This is a genomic window from Shewanella xiamenensis, from assembly GCF_024971755.1.
Lineage (GTDB): Bacteria > Pseudomonadota > Gammaproteobacteria > Enterobacterales > Shewanellaceae > Shewanella > Shewanella xiamenensis.
In genome coordinates this window covers 4,739,038-4,751,325 of record NZ_CP079718.1, presented here as the reverse complement: position 1 = coordinate 4,751,325, position 12,288 = coordinate 4,739,038, and the positions used below count along the sequence as shown (strand labels likewise).

Below are 12,288 nucleotides of genomic sequence, written 5' to 3'. Positions count from 1 at the left end.
TAAGTTTAAATTTATTCCCCTGTGTTAGCGTGTTTTGCATTGAATTTCCCATGGAAAACATAATGCAAACTATCACCTTAGCACGTCTTGGAATTGTCGGCCTATGGATGGCAACGCCAGTATTTGCCAATGCGACTCCCAAACCTGTACTTGCCGTAGAACAAGAGGCTTTCTTCAATCAATTAGCCGCCCATTGCGGTAAAGCGTTTGCGGGTAAAGTCGTCTCAAAGGACAGCGCCGATGCGGCTTTTCGTGATAAGTCATTAGTGATGCATGTGCGAGAGTGCAGCGATACTGAGCTGAAAATCCCATTCCATGTGGGAGACGACCACTCCCGTACTTGGGTGATCACTAAAACGGATCAGGGGTTAAGGCTAAAGCACGATCACCGCCATCAAGATGGGACTGAAGATAAAGTCACTATGTATGGTGGTGATACCGCCAGTATGGGAACCAGTCAAAAGCAATCATTTCCCATCGATCAGGCATCGATTGATAACTTTATGCAAAATGGCCTAACCCAGTCTGTCACCAATGTGTGGCATATAGAAGTTACGCCAAACACCTTCAGTTATTTACTCACTCGGGAAGCTCGTCATTTTCAAGTGGATTTTGATCTAACCCAACCGCAGCCTTTACCGCCAGTTCCTTGGGGACATGAGTAGGTTAAAGCGTAATTAAAACAAAACCTCTGAGCTTTTCGAGTTCAGAGGTTTTCTTAAAGCGGTCTTGTAATCTTAGTTACCCCTAGGCTCGAAGGTAAAAGATTGTCCCGCCAGTGCGGCTTCAAACATTAATCCACCCTTGGCAACGGTAAAGACTGCCATGCCATTGATATAGGCTGCGGTAGCCGATTGATTACCACCGGCTTGACCAGCACCTGCCGAGTTGCCTGTGGTGCCCGCTTTGGCGTTAGCACCCATATTAATGGCAACGGCGGAGGCTTGGGCATCAAACTCAAAACTGCCACTGGTGAACTCATTGTAGGATTTGGCATCTTTAAAGAAGATGATCTCACTATAGGCTTGTCCACCTAATTGAAATCCAATAGATAGCTGGGTGAGGCTGGAGTCTCCCATATATTGCCCCGCTTGAAAAACCCGACCTTTGCCGTAGGCGGCGCCAATACCAATCCCACCTTTGCCAACTGTTGGAAAGAGGGCGTAGCCATAGGCGGTATCAAAAAATTTGCGGGTTTCCTTGGCTTGGTGAAAATTTTTTAAAGCCTCAGTGTAACTATCATCTGCTTGCGCAACTGGTGTCAGTAAGCTGGCAATCAAGCAGGTCGATGCGACAACAAAAGATAAAATTGATTTCATGGCGTTCCTCCTTAAGTCTTGGTTCCATCAGACTACCCTTTGTTGTCACAAATGACAGCCTAAAGCTGCGTTAATGTCAGCTCGGATTCAGTTTTTCAATAAGACATGTTGCCAGTTTTGATTGCTAAGCGATGGTTTAGTTCTGAGGTGGATTGGGCGTGGTGGTCGATTTTTCCTTGCTATCGTTCGATTCTTGCTGCAGTTGTTGAATAAATTCAAACTCCTCTGGGGTGAGTACTCCTGAAGATGAAGATTCAACTTTGGGCTTAGGCACTGATAAATGGCCTTTCAAATACGCTGTGCGAGTGATCTGCTTTAGACCATAGGCGGCAAGTAAGTAGAAACTTAATAGTAAGCTTAATCGGGGCAAGGCGTGGGATAAGGCTGAAAGCGAGTCGCCTAGATAAAAAGGCAGTACAACCACAAAAACACGCAGTAGCCAGTTAAATAACATCGCTAAGGTTAGGCCAAATAACCAGCGGAAACGGATGAGTTTCAAGGTGTCCTGTGGTGCATCGCTCAATGGCGGTTGACTGACTTTATATTGTTTAAGTAGATGCCACAGAGCGACAAAATAGGCTGCTGTTTGAGTAAACAGCAACAACGGCATTGCTAAACTCCAGTGGCTGAAATCGATCGTCAGCGGATTATTAAAGAATTCAGCCTGAAACCAAATGGCGTTTTTATGTAAGTTGAGCCGCAAAGTAATATCTATAACTGCAAGCAGTAGTGTGATAATCGCCGGCCAATAATGCCATGAAAAACCAATAGGCTCAGTATGTTGCTCTAAACTGCGTTTGCAATAGAGGTAAAGCAGTGGCATGAGTAAAAAATAAATCGGGGCAAGCAAATTAAATAATATGTGGATAGGAATTGGCGTGTTATCACGGTTAAGCATTCCCGTCAGAAAATACAGTGCGATGAGACTTAGAAAAGCCGCCAATAGCTTTTGATTATTGTCCGAATGATAAAAGTAACGAATATAAATAGCTAACGCGAGGCAATGTAAGCCACCAAATAGGGATAACCACCAATAGGCTTGAGCAAAAAATGTATTAAATTCGTTCATTTTGTCACCTCGACGACCTGTTATATCAGGGAAATTCGAGGCGAAAAAGCATTCCTAGGTATTTTTCTGTGAAATGGCGATGCGTTGATGACGATTAGATGCGGCTTCGGGGACTGACGCAGGTACGGGATGACGCTCGGCCAGTAAGTGTTTGATTGCGCGAATGGGATGCGGTAACAGCATTCTCGGCCCCGCGAAAATCATGATCTCTTTGACCTGCGCCTTTTGGGCGGGCTTGTAGCAATGCACAGGGCACTTATTGCACGTGGGCTTATCTTGCCCATAGGGACAACGGTCGAGGCGAATGGCTGCATACTCTAGCAGTGCTAAACATTCTTCACACAGGCCGGATGCCGTTTGGCCTTGGTGCTTAGCTTTGCAATAGATCTTCGCCATCGCGCTAATGGTTTGATGCTCGTAGCGCAGTTTGCCTGTGAGTAGGGCCGCTGAGTCCATGGGAATACCTTAGTCTGTTACTCGGATAATCCCATCATAAGCAGCGGCACTGGCTTGTTCAAAACGTAAGTGTCAATTTATGAAGATGCGCACAAAATAAGACTTTAAATGTGCATTACCTTATCGGCGGCCAGAGTCCAGCGGGTGAGATCCTGTAAGGTGCCAATTTCAGCGCCTTCGAGCAGCATATCCGTATTCACTCCCCGCGCTTGAGCGCAGGTTTTACACAGTAAAATCGGGACTTGCTGAGCACTAAGGATCTCAAACATTTGCTGCAAGTTATAGCTTAAATCAGGCGTTGTCTGCTGTTTGAGTGCCCCAAATACCGCATCTGACATTAAAAAGATTTTGAGATCAACATCTTGCTCGGTTTGATCCTTGAGGGCTAAAGCAATGCGCAGGCTGTTAAACAGTTTTTCTGTGCCGTATGGGCTTGCGTGGGCAACAATAAGAATTTTTTGCATTAGGCTTTCCTTAATTTTTTGCAAACGGTCATAAACCTTAGCAGTCTAGCCGAATTGCTTATATCGATTTGCGTGCAAGATCGGATAAAACGGCATAAATACTTGATTTACCCAGACACTATGGACTTTAATAGCGGTTAATCACTGCTCAACTTTTGGACAAAACTCCTTGTCAGTCGCAGACTACTGAGTCGTTCTGGCAAGCCAACTGCAATAGCTTCTAACAGGAAGCAGCCATAAAAGGTGAAGAAGAATGAAGGTCATTGTCGTTTTAATACTGATCGTTATCGGAGTGTTTTTATTTCGTCGTGCCCAGCGCTTGGCGAAGGAAGAGCAAGAGGCAATGATGGCAAAAAAAACAACTGAAATGACAAAGGATACTAATTCTTTCCCAGAAGTGGCTGAATCTACGCCCGAAGTTACTCCTCCAGTGAATAATACGCCTGAAGACGCTTCTGCTACTATGAAAGCGCCTGAGATTGAATTAATGCCAAGGGAAGAGGAGCATCAGCCTAGCCGCGCCGAAATCGTTGCAATAAGTGAAGATATTATCGATGTCGATATTCCCGCTGTGCCCAATGAAGACCCTGTGATTATTTTGGCCGACGCCTCCGCAAATATTGAGAAAGAGGCTGAAATTAAACCTGTATCCTCCGAGGCCGAAGGCCTTGCATCACCAGGCTCATGGGCGAATGTGACATTGCAGCGTGCGTTCGAAGGTTATCAAAGTGCAGAGACCGAACTTGCGCGCTATAACGCGTTACAGGATGTGATTGCAGAGTGTTATAAGCAGCGAAAATCGACTGACTATTTAGCCTATGGTGCAGCACTGTGTGAGCTTTATCCGGCATTATTCCATCGAGCGAATGCCACCAAGCCCAAACAGGTTGAGCTTAAAACCACAGGCTTTATGCAACTTGCAACATTATTAAATGATACTCAAGCCTTTAACGAAGCTATCGCGCTATGTCAGCAGGCTGTCTCACTTGGCTTAACCGACGGTACTGTCACTGGATTCGAAGGCCGGATCAGCCGTATTGAGAAGGCGCAGGCAAAAGCTGCAACTGCATAAAAGTGATAGTAAGAATGACTCTGTTGTCATGGCGTAAGGTTAAAGACTCTGGCATAAACTGGTTAATTCTAGCGCCTCAAATGCCCATAACCTAAAAGCGGTTATTTAACGGCTAAAAGCCGTGTAGAATCCGGAGACTTACCGCGCAAAAGGCGAACTAAGGTTCGCTTTTTTTATGAGCTATTTTTATGAAGTGTGTTGCGAGTTTCTTGAATCAAATCGTCAAAATGAAATTATCCTTGGTTGTCTTATTTGCCAGCTTGGGCCTTGGGCTGACAGGTTGCACTAAAACCCCGGAATGGACGCTATTTTATTATCCCAAGGCGATCTCGCTGCCAACGACGCCGTTACAACCTGATGATATCAATGGTTATTACGACACTCTCGAACAATGCCAGCGGAAAGCCCATGGATTACAGCGTTTAACGGGGTCAGGTATGAGTGGCTTCGAGGCCAGTGGCGCTGGCGTATATCAATGTGGCCAGCAGTGTGAGTTGAACGATAAGTCCGTGCTGGTGTGCAAGCTGCTCACTCAATAGGGAATGTATTGATGAAGTTCAAACAGGATTTTTTCACCCAATTGCCTGAGTTTTATTCCCAAGTCTATCCGCAGGGTATTAGTAACCCCCATTGGCTCGCTTGGAGTGACGATGCCGCGTCATTAATTGGCTTAAGTCAGCCAACAGATGAGTTATTACAGGGCTTATCGGGTAACGCGGCTGTTGAAGGTGCAAGCTATTATGCGCAGGTTTATAGCGGGCACCAGTTTGGTGGCTACACCCCTAGATTAGGCGATGGGCGCTCGATTATCCTCGGTGAAGCAATCGGCCCTAATGGCGCATGGGATGTGGCACTCAAAGGCGGCGGACCGACCCCTTATTCTCGCCATGGTGATGGCAGAGCCGTAATGCGCTCTGCGGTGCGGGAGTTTCTCGTTTCTGAGGCATTGCACCATTTAGGTGTGCCAACGACCCGTGCCTTGGCGGTGATCGGCTCTGATATGCACGTTTGGCGCGAGAGCCAAGAAACCGCAGCCATTACTGTGCGTTTGGCGCGCAGCCATATCCGTTTCGGTCATTTCGAATTTTTCTGCCATAGCGAGCGTGGTCAAGCCGATAAGCTGACGCAATTGCTCAACTTTACCTTGAAGCAGCATTATCCGCATTTGAGCTGCGATCTGGCGGGTTATAAAGCTTGGTTTTTACAGGTGGTGCAAGATACCGCCAAGATGATCGCCCATTGGCAGGCTATCGGTTTTGCCCACGGGGTGATGAACACCGATAATATGTCGATTCTTGGTGATAGTTTCGATTTTGGCCCGTTTGCCTTTCTCGATACCTTCCAAGAAGACTTTATTTGTAATCATTCCGATCCAGAGGGGCGTTATGCTTTTGGGCAGCAGCCCGGCATTGGGCTGTGGAACCTGCAACGTTTAGCGCAGGCGTTGACGCCTGTTATCCCGTCAGATGATTTAATTGCCGCTTTGAATCAATATCAACATGCTCTAGTGCAGCATTATTTGATGCTGATGCGCGCTAAGTTAGGGCTCGCTGAGCGAGCGGATTCGACAGCCGAGCAGGATCAACAGGACTTAGAACTCATTGGCCGCTTTACCGTGTTGATGGAGAAAAATCAGCTGGATTACAGCCACACTTGGCGTCGATTTGGTCAGCTTGATCCTAGCAGTGTGCACTCGCCTTTGCGGGATGATTTTATTGATCTCAACGAGTTCGATACTTGGTATCAGGCCTATCAGGTGCGGCTCGGTAAGGTTACTGATGTTGAGGCGTGGCAGCAGGCGCGTAATAACATCAATCCCAAGTATATTTTGCGCAACTATTTGGCCCAAGAAGCGATTATCGCCGTTGAAGAAGGGGATCTTGCGCCGCTACAGCGTTTGCACCAAGTGTTGCGTCAACCGTTTAGCGAGCAAGCTGAGCATGACGATCTGGCCAAGCGTCCTCCGGATTGGGGGCAAGGGCTGATTATGTCGTGCAGTAGTTGATGGAAGTAAAGATGAAATTAAACGCCATTCAGTTAGATAGCGCCGCGTTAAGCTTAAGTGTGAGCGGTGATATCGATTTTGATCATTTCGAGGCCTTTGCCGAGCCGTTAGCCCATGCTTTAGATTGCCGCGTGCGCGAGCGTCAATGGGGAGCCGATCGTCATCAATGGTTATTGGAGTTTGAAGGTACACCACTTTGGCTCAATTATGAGTTTTACGGCAATATCTGTTGGCTGAGTGTGGAGCGTGAGGCTGATGTTGAGGTGCTAGAATACCTTGCCACGCTGTTAAGCCGCCACTTATGAGCGCGCCACCATTTAATGAGAGAGTTCCAATGAGCCTAGATACGTTAAATCAACACCAAAGTGCTATCGATAATGCTGATTCGGGAGCGGCCTTTGCTTTTCAAGCTCTAACACCGGATTTGATTTTAGATGCTATCGAAAGTCTTGGCATTTACCCTGAAACGGGCCTACTTGCACTCAATAGCTACGAAAACCGCGTGTATCAATTTCGCAGTGATGAAGGGCGGCGCTATGTAGTGAAGTTTTATCGTCCAAATCGTTGGACCAATGCGCAAATTCAAGAGGAGCACGATTTTGCCCTCGCGCTTGCCGAGCAGGAAATCCCGATGGCGGTGCCAGCCTTAGTGCAAGGGCGTACCTTGCACCATTTCCAAGGTTTTCGGTTTGCACTGTTTCCTTCCATCGGTGGTCGAGCCTTTGAGGTCGATAATTTAGAACAGTTGGAATTTGTTGGCCGTTTTATCGGTCGTATACATCAGTACGGCGCGCAGTCGGTTTTTCATGCCCGCGAACCGCTCAATCCGCAAATCTTAGGCGATGAGCCTTTGGCGTGGTTGAAACAATCAGAATTAGTGCCGACTTCTCTACGGGCCGCCTTTTTCACCGTGGTCGAACAAGTGCTGGCGAAGGTCAACACCGTTTGGTCGCAGCAATGTTTCAAACCGATTCGCTTGCATGGCGATCTACACCCAGGGAATATTCTTTGGACACCCGATGGGCCGGGTTTTGTGGATTTAGACGATGCCCGTATGGGGCCTGCCATTCAAGATTTATGGATGATGTTAACGGGGGATAGGGCGCAGCAGCAACTGCAACTCGAGATATTGCTCGAAGCCTATGAGGAATTTTGTGAATTCGATACGCGGCAACTGGCGTTGATTGAACCCCTACGCGCATTACGGATGGTGCACTATAACGCTTGGATTGGCAGGCGTTGGCAAGATCCGGCTTTCCCTATGCATTTCCCATGGTTTGGGGATGAAAAGTATTGGGAGCAGCAGATTTTGGCATTTAAGGAGCAACTCGCGGCACTTAATGAACCACCGCTAAGTTTGATCCCTTATTAAATGTGTGAACAGGGTGGGATTTACGTGGCTCTCTTGCCTAACGGATTGAACTCTCAGCTTGAGTTACACTCAAAAAATGAAATATGTTAGGCTCCAGCTATTTTAGATAATTGATTTAAGGAAAATTCATGAAAAAAGCATTACTTATGGCGGCAGCGCTGTTATTGGCTCCATTAGCGGTTTCGGCAGCGGAATACAAAGAAGGCGTACATTACACTGTGATTAATGATGGTCCCGCGACAGCTAAACCTGAAATCACCGAGTTTTTCTCTTTCTATTGCCCGCATTGCTACAACTTTTCGAAAACGGTTGTGCCTAAAATTTTGGCTGAAAAGCCAGCAGGTGTTGAATTTAACCAAGCCCACGTTGATTTTATCGGCAAAGAAATGGGCGTAGAGATGTCACGCGCTTTTGCGGTTGCTCATCAACTCAATGTCGATGAAAAAATCGATGCGGCTTTATTTGCTGCCATCCATGACAAGAAACAACACTTTACTAGCCGTGACGATGTGCGTGCCTTATTTGTGGCTAATGGCGTTGATGGTAAAGCTTTTGATGCCGCAGCAGATTCATTTATGGTCAAAGCCCAAATGGCGAAAATGAAGCGCGATACTGAAAACGCGAAACTTTCTGGCGTGCCTGCGATAGTGGTGAATGGCAAATACCGTGTTGAAACGGGTGCGATTAAGTCCTATGACGAGCTATTAGACATTGCTTATTACTTAGCGAGAAAGTAATTATCTTAGGATTGCGTTGATTTAGTCATCTGATTGCAATCTAAATAATTGATAATGAATAAATAAAACAAAAGGAGCCGAGCGCTCCTTTTTTATTGGCCGCATCAAATTGTCCAGAATACGTTGAACCAGTTTTGCGGAGAATGCGTATTAGGATTTAGGCAAAAAAAAACCGTACTTCCGATAATGGAGAGTACGGACTTGAGCCATATGGCTCATTTTTACCCTGAGTAACACGGATGATTTTAGATAAGCGTCAAAATAATGTCAATAGTCAAAATATTGACGTTTTGATTTGTATTTATCATTGTTTTATTTTTATAAATTAAATCAATTTGTTATTTTGTATTTATTGTAAGTTTTGAAAATAATTCTTTATCGATGAAACTCAATTGGACATCTTTCTGTCAAATGACTGTGGTCAATAACAACAAAAATGCCTGTAGGGGGTTATATGAGAGTTTTCCCTGTCTACGCACCTAAGCTTATTGTTAAGCATGCGCGTATTTTTCTCACTGGCGTGATATGGGTAAAAGACTTAGGTCGATTGGAATTTGAAAAAGGAAGATTTTTATTACCGAGAAAAAGCCTGCCAAAAGTAAAGCAGGCTATCTTAGAGCTGAACGAATTGATTGAAGCGCAGAATCATCAAACTAAAACAGCTTAGATTTCACTATTGAGCAAGCCAACAAGTCCGGTAACTTTCTCGTTCCAAGAACTCAGTTCTTGCTGCAATTGTTGGTTTTGCTCACTTAATTGTTGGTTTTGCTCACTCAAGGTTGACGTCTTTTGCTTCTCTTCCTCTAGCTCCATTTTTAGAAGCTCGATAGTTTCGAGTGTAGCCTGGATCTTGGTTTCCAGTTTGGACAGTAATTCAAGGCTCATCTGGAGAGTCCTATAGTTTCTGGATGGGACTGTGATTCTAGCAGTGCCAAGAGCATAAGGAATAGCAGTCTTTGCCGTTTGGCTAAAAAATACCCGATAACGGAGTGCTAATTTAAGTTTTTTTGCATTTGTTATTAACTCGTTAGTATTCTTGGTTTTATTTATTATCGGAATGGCCCATGACATCAAGCCTGCTCGCCATAATTCCCCTGTTATTAACCTTAGTGTTAGCCCTATGGTTGCGACGTACCTTAGTTGCCCTAGGTGTTGGTATCCTCTCGGGCGCCTTGATTATTGCCCACTTCAATATACTGCAAAGCTTAAGTTATCTTGTGGAGATAGGCGTTAAGCAGTTTTATAGCCAAGATGCATGGCAATGGTGGCATTTAAACGTGCTAATGGCCATGTTATTACTGGGTAGCATGACGCAGCTACTTGCCCGAAGTGGTGCGGTAGGGCAGTTCGGTGATTGGTTATATCAGCGTATTCGTACGGGCCGACAAGCGCGTATTGGTGTCGTATTGCTGGGTTGGTTAGTGTTTATTGATGGTATTTTTAGCTGCCTTGCCGTGGGCCATGTGTGCCAACCGTTGAGCCAGCGTTATGGTATTCGTCAGACGCAACTGGCTTATTTAGTAGACTCTAATGCGTCGCCGCTTTGTTCCTTATTGCCTTTTTCTAGCTGGGGGCCCTATGTGATGGCGCTACTGGCTGGACTCAGCTTTTTACCCGTTTCAGCCCTTGAAGCCTTTATCGAGGTGGCCTTATCCAATTTTTATGCGATTACGACTTTAGGTTTGTCGTTGATTGTGGCCTGGTTTGGTGTCGGATTTCATCCTGTGGAGAGGGCTGCGTTGGGAGCTGAGCCGTTGGATGCTGATCATGTTGAAATTGTATCGCCTAGCACCCAAGGGAATCCTTGGCTGTTGTCCATTCCGATGCTGACCTTACTGTGCGCCTCTGTCGGTTTAACTCTCTGGTCTGGCGCGCAGCAAGTGCCGTCATGGGATATTTCGGCCTGGTTAGCCAAAGCTGATATTGGCGCTGCGATGCGTGATGCGTGTTTGTTATCGACGTTAGTGACTCTAGTGTTGTTGCTGCTGACGGGCCGAAGCATTGGGAAACTGCTGGGCGATTTAGCCCATGGGGTTCGGATGATCGCCTTTGCTATCGCGATTTTACTCTGCACTTGGATGATAGGTGCTGTAATCCAAGATCTGGGCGTGGCGAGTTTATTGGCCGATTGGGCAAAATGGTATTTATCCCCCAGTTTGCTGGTGGCGGGGATGTTCCTGCTTTGCGCTATCATGGCCTTTGCCACAGGTTCAAGCTGGGGAACCTTTGCGATTATGATCCCCATCGGCGGAGAAATCGCCCATAACATGGATGCCAGCTTGCTGTTACCTGTATTAAGTGCGGTGATGGCAGGCTCGGTGTTTGGCGATCACTGCTCGCCAATTTCCGATACCAGCGTGCTGAGCGCGACGAGCTCAGGCTGTTTACCCCATGACCATGTGGTGACTCAACTGCCCTTCGCATTAATTGCTGCTGTTGCGGCATTAGTGGGATTTCAGTTAGTCAATTTATCCGTGGCAACAGTGTTTGTATGGTGTGGCGTGATATTTACGGCGCTAGGTTTGCTCATGCTCATGACGCGCTTTTATCCACCCTGGGTGGGCGCTCGTTCGCAGACAAACTGAGTCTTTCGGGATAACATAACCGCAGAATTAACCATTTGATTGAAGAGATTATCCCTATGAGCATTACCCGTTTAGATGTTGGTACACGTATGAGCAGCATAGTGATCCACCAAGGCACAGTGTACTTATGTGGCCAAGTGGCGAAGGATAAGTATCAAAACATCACCGAACAAACGACGACTATGCTAGAGGAAGTTGATACCCTGTTAGCGCAGGCGGGCAGTTCCCGTGAGCACTTGTTGTCAGCCACTATCTATCTAAAGGATATGAATGACTACGATGCCATGAATGCCGTTTGGGACGCTTGGGTACCACAAGGTCATGCGCCTGCCCGTGCCTGTGTACAGGCGGCGATTGCCGAGCCCGAATATTTGGTTGAAGTCTCTGTGATTGCGGCTGTAGCCAAGGCGTAAACCGCGATCGACAGCTAAGTCGGTCGTAAAGCCAAGTTAATACTTGGCTTTATTCGTCATCAGGTAATTGCTGCCAGAGATTCTGGTGCCATATCCGTCGCAACAACGCGATTTTCAATTAGAACAAGATCTTCAGTTAGAAATAGCGAGCCAGATTTGCCGGAATATTTGGGCTGTGCGAGGCATAATGTGCCTGCAAGCCTTGGGAGATGGCTTCAATATCCAGTGTTGGTAAATCTTGCGCTATGATGGCCGCAGCCCAAGATGCGTGGAGCTTGAGTTGAGTATAATGTTCAGTTTCAACAAACCGTGCCAACGAATAACGGCTGCCGCCCAATCCGTGTCCCCAACCTTCGCTAACGTCAAAGGGGGAATCGAGTCGCTTGCTATCAAACTCCACCAAGTAGGGGGATTGGCCGTGGTGACCACCAGTCCAATCGCCTAATTCCAACAGCAGAATCATCCTTGCCATTTATTTTTGCTCCTTTGTTATTGGCTCGCAATCATAACACGGCCAAAACTAGCTGGGGGATCCGTGGGCGTGATGGCGATAATGCTATCTAGCCGCAGTATTTGCTGGCCCGCTTGATGTTCAACGACCAGCCATTCAGTCTTATCTGCATGGGTCTGAGTCGTAATTGCCCGTGCTTGGCACTGGCTGCCGTCCTGTAACTCAATCTTGAGCCAATAGCTCCGAAGGCAAGCCAGCTCAAGGTAGTCATAATGGGCACAGGGGATCATTTTATAGTCAGACATCATCTTTCTTCTCAGTTGAATGATTTAGGTGCAATTCAAG

17 protein-coding genes are annotated in these 12,288 nt (G+C 46.6%); 10 read left to right on the top strand and 7 right to left on the bottom strand.

What is annotated here, in order from left to right:
• The first annotated feature begins 107 nt into the window (after positions 1-107).
• The gene (locus KXJ80_RS21940) at positions 108-665 is read left to right on the top strand and encodes a hypothetical protein (RefSeq protein ID WP_239000520.1); all 558 of its coding nucleotides are present in this window, start codon (positions 108-110) and stop codon (positions 663-665) included.
• A gap of 72 nt (positions 666-737) precedes the next feature.
• Here KXJ80_RS21940 and KXJ80_RS21935 read toward each other — a convergent pair whose 3' ends face one another.
• The 4 genes from KXJ80_RS21935 to KXJ80_RS21920 all read right to left on the bottom strand — a co-directional run bounded on the left by KXJ80_RS21935 (position 738) and on the right by KXJ80_RS21920 (position 3,308).
• Entirely contained in the window at positions 738-1,319 is a 582-nt protein-coding gene (locus KXJ80_RS21935; RefSeq protein WP_047534188.1) for a YSC84-related protein, read from the bottom strand.
• 136 nt (positions 1,320-1,455) lie between these two features.
• The gene (locus KXJ80_RS21930) at positions 1,456-2,388 is read right to left on the bottom strand and encodes a hypothetical protein (RefSeq protein WP_037413761.1); all 933 of its coding nucleotides are present in this window, start codon (positions 2,386-2,388) and stop codon (positions 1,456-1,458) included.
• A gap of 54 nt (positions 2,389-2,442) precedes the next feature.
• Positions 2,443-2,844 (bottom strand): nitrous oxide-stimulated promoter family protein, encoded by a 402-nt coding sequence (locus KXJ80_RS21925; protein WP_218737606.1) that lies wholly within the window; start codon positions 2,842-2,844, stop codon positions 2,443-2,445.
• A 104-nt stretch (positions 2,845-2,948) separates the two neighbouring features.
• The gene (locus KXJ80_RS21920) at positions 2,949-3,308 is read right to left on the bottom strand and encodes a DsrE/DsrF/TusD sulfur relay family protein (RefSeq protein ID WP_037413757.1); all 360 of its coding nucleotides are present in this window, start codon (positions 3,306-3,308) and stop codon (positions 2,949-2,951) included.
• 253 nt (positions 3,309-3,561) lie between these two features.
• Between KXJ80_RS21920 and KXJ80_RS21915 the strand changes: the two genes are divergently transcribed.
• The 7 genes from KXJ80_RS21915 to KXJ80_RS21885 all read left to right on the top strand — a co-directional run bounded on the left by KXJ80_RS21915 (position 3,562) and on the right by KXJ80_RS21885 (position 9,161).
• A complete protein-coding gene (locus tag KXJ80_RS21915) occupies positions 3,562-4,380 on the top strand; it encodes a hypothetical protein (RefSeq protein ID WP_218737605.1) in 819 nt (272 codons plus the stop codon).
• A gap of 227 nt (positions 4,381-4,607) precedes the next feature.
• Positions 4,608-4,919, top strand: a complete 312-nt coding sequence (locus KXJ80_RS21910; protein ID WP_172587791.1) for a hypothetical protein — start codon at positions 4,608-4,610, stop codon at positions 4,917-4,919.
• A gap of 11 nt (positions 4,920-4,930) precedes the next feature.
• Positions 4,931-6,385, top strand: a complete 1,455-nt coding sequence (locus tag KXJ80_RS21905; RefSeq protein ID WP_218737604.1) for a protein adenylyltransferase SelO — start codon at positions 4,931-4,933, stop codon at positions 6,383-6,385.
• A gap of 11 nt (positions 6,386-6,396) precedes the next feature.
• Positions 6,397-6,690 carry a DUF3630 family protein gene (locus tag KXJ80_RS21900; protein WP_144375669.1) on the top strand — a complete coding sequence of 98 codons (294 nt, stop codon included), beginning with the start codon at positions 6,397-6,399 and terminating at the stop codon, positions 6,688-6,690.
• 29 nt (positions 6,691-6,719) lie between these two features.
• The gene (locus KXJ80_RS21895; RefSeq protein ID WP_218737603.1) at positions 6,720-7,757 is read left to right on the top strand and encodes a serine/threonine protein kinase; all 1,038 of its coding nucleotides are present in this window, start codon (positions 6,720-6,722) and stop codon (positions 7,755-7,757) included.
• Between the two features lie 128 nt (positions 7,758-7,885).
• Positions 7,886-8,494, top strand: a complete 609-nt coding sequence (locus tag KXJ80_RS21890) for a thiol:disulfide interchange protein DsbA/DsbL (RefSeq protein WP_047534208.1) — start codon at positions 7,886-7,888, stop codon at positions 8,492-8,494.
• A 454-nt stretch (positions 8,495-8,948) separates the two neighbouring features.
• Positions 8,949-9,161 carry a stringent response modulator YtfK gene (locus KXJ80_RS21885; RefSeq protein ID WP_011070699.1) on the top strand — a complete coding sequence of 71 codons (213 nt, stop codon included), beginning with the start codon at positions 8,949-8,951 and terminating at the stop codon, positions 9,159-9,161.
• Here KXJ80_RS21885 and KXJ80_RS21880 read toward each other — a convergent pair.
• On the bottom strand, positions 9,158-9,379 hold the full coding sequence (locus KXJ80_RS21880) for a cell division protein ZapB (protein WP_037413745.1): 222 nt from the start codon (positions 9,377-9,379) through the stop codon (positions 9,158-9,160). The genes KXJ80_RS21885 and KXJ80_RS21880 overlap by 4 nt on opposite strands.
• A 179-nt stretch (positions 9,380-9,558) precedes the next feature.
• Here KXJ80_RS21880 and KXJ80_RS21875 point away from each other — a divergent pair, with 179 nt between their 5' ends.
• Positions 9,559-11,079 carry a Na+/H+ antiporter NhaC family protein gene (locus tag KXJ80_RS21875; RefSeq protein ID WP_218737602.1) on the top strand — a complete coding sequence of 507 codons (1,521 nt, stop codon included), beginning with the start codon at positions 9,559-9,561 and terminating at the stop codon, positions 11,077-11,079.
• 56 nt (positions 11,080-11,135) lie between these two features.
• Complete coding sequence (locus KXJ80_RS21870) at positions 11,136-11,492, top strand: RidA family protein (protein WP_037413739.1); 357 nt, start codon at positions 11,136-11,138, stop codon at positions 11,490-11,492.
• Positions 11,493-11,628: 136 nt separating this feature from the next.
• Here KXJ80_RS21870 and KXJ80_RS21865 read toward each other — a convergent pair whose 3' ends face one another.
• Together KXJ80_RS21865 and KXJ80_RS21860 are read right to left on the bottom strand one after the other, a co-directional pair.
• Complete coding sequence (locus tag KXJ80_RS21865) at positions 11,629-11,964, bottom strand: hypothetical protein (RefSeq protein WP_037413738.1); 336 nt, start codon at positions 11,962-11,964, stop codon at positions 11,629-11,631.
• Between the two features lie 17 nt (positions 11,965-11,981).
• Entirely contained in the window at positions 11,982-12,248 is a 267-nt protein-coding gene (locus KXJ80_RS21860) for a Rho-binding antiterminator (protein ID WP_259474826.1), read from the bottom strand.
• Between the last annotated feature and the right edge of the window lie 40 nt (positions 12,249-12,288).

What these genes read in the sequence shown, in the direction of transcription:
- KXJ80_RS21910 (WP_172587791.1), top strand. Translation starts at nt 4,608, where the DNA reads ATGAAATTATCCTTGGTTGTCTTATTTGCCAGCTTGGGCCTTGGGCTG.
- KXJ80_RS21860 (WP_259474826.1), bottom strand. Translation starts at nt 12,248, where the DNA reads ATGTCTGACTATAAAATGATCCCCTGTGCCCATTATGACTACCTTGAG.
- KXJ80_RS21870 (WP_037413739.1), top strand. Translation starts at nt 11,136, where the DNA reads ATGAGCATTACCCGTTTAGATGTTGGTACACGTATGAGCAGCATAGTG.
- KXJ80_RS21900 (WP_144375669.1), top strand. Translation starts at nt 6,397, where the DNA reads ATGAAATTAAACGCCATTCAGTTAGATAGCGCCGCGTTAAGCTTAAGT.
- KXJ80_RS21915 (WP_218737605.1), top strand. Translation starts at nt 3,562, where the DNA reads ATGAAGGTCATTGTCGTTTTAATACTGATCGTTATCGGAGTGTTTTTA.
- KXJ80_RS21865 (WP_037413738.1), bottom strand. Translation starts at nt 11,964, where the DNA reads ATGGCAAGGATGATTCTGCTGTTGGAATTAGGCGATTGGACTGGTGGT.
- KXJ80_RS21885 (WP_011070699.1), top strand. Translation starts at nt 8,949, where the DNA reads ATGAGAGTTTTCCCTGTCTACGCACCTAAGCTTATTGTTAAGCATGCG.
- KXJ80_RS21880 (WP_037413745.1), bottom strand. Translation starts at nt 9,379, where the DNA reads ATGAGCCTTGAATTACTGTCCAAACTGGAAACCAAGATCCAGGCTACA.
- KXJ80_RS21930 (WP_037413761.1), bottom strand. Translation starts at nt 2,388, where the DNA reads ATGAACGAATTTAATACATTTTTTGCTCAAGCCTATTGGTGGTTATCC.
- KXJ80_RS21895 (WP_218737603.1), top strand. Translation starts at nt 6,720, where the DNA reads ATGAGCCTAGATACGTTAAATCAACACCAAAGTGCTATCGATAATGCT.
- KXJ80_RS21890 (WP_047534208.1), top strand. Translation starts at nt 7,886, where the DNA reads ATGAAAAAAGCATTACTTATGGCGGCAGCGCTGTTATTGGCTCCATTA.
- KXJ80_RS21935 (WP_047534188.1), bottom strand. Translation starts at nt 1,319, where the DNA reads ATGAAATCAATTTTATCTTTTGTTGTCGCATCGACCTGCTTGATTGCC.
- KXJ80_RS21920 (WP_037413757.1), bottom strand. Translation starts at nt 3,308, where the DNA reads ATGCAAAAAATTCTTATTGTTGCCCACGCAAGCCCATACGGCACAGAA.
- KXJ80_RS21905 (WP_218737604.1), top strand. Translation starts at nt 4,931, where the DNA reads ATGAAGTTCAAACAGGATTTTTTCACCCAATTGCCTGAGTTTTATTCC.
- KXJ80_RS21940 (WP_239000520.1), top strand. Translation starts at nt 108, where the DNA reads ATGGCAACGCCAGTATTTGCCAATGCGACTCCCAAACCTGTACTTGCC.
- KXJ80_RS21875 (WP_218737602.1), top strand. Translation starts at nt 9,559, where the DNA reads ATGACATCAAGCCTGCTCGCCATAATTCCCCTGTTATTAACCTTAGTG.
- KXJ80_RS21925 (WP_218737606.1), bottom strand. Translation starts at nt 2,844, where the DNA reads ATGGACTCAGCGGCCCTACTCACAGGCAAACTGCGCTACGAGCATCAA.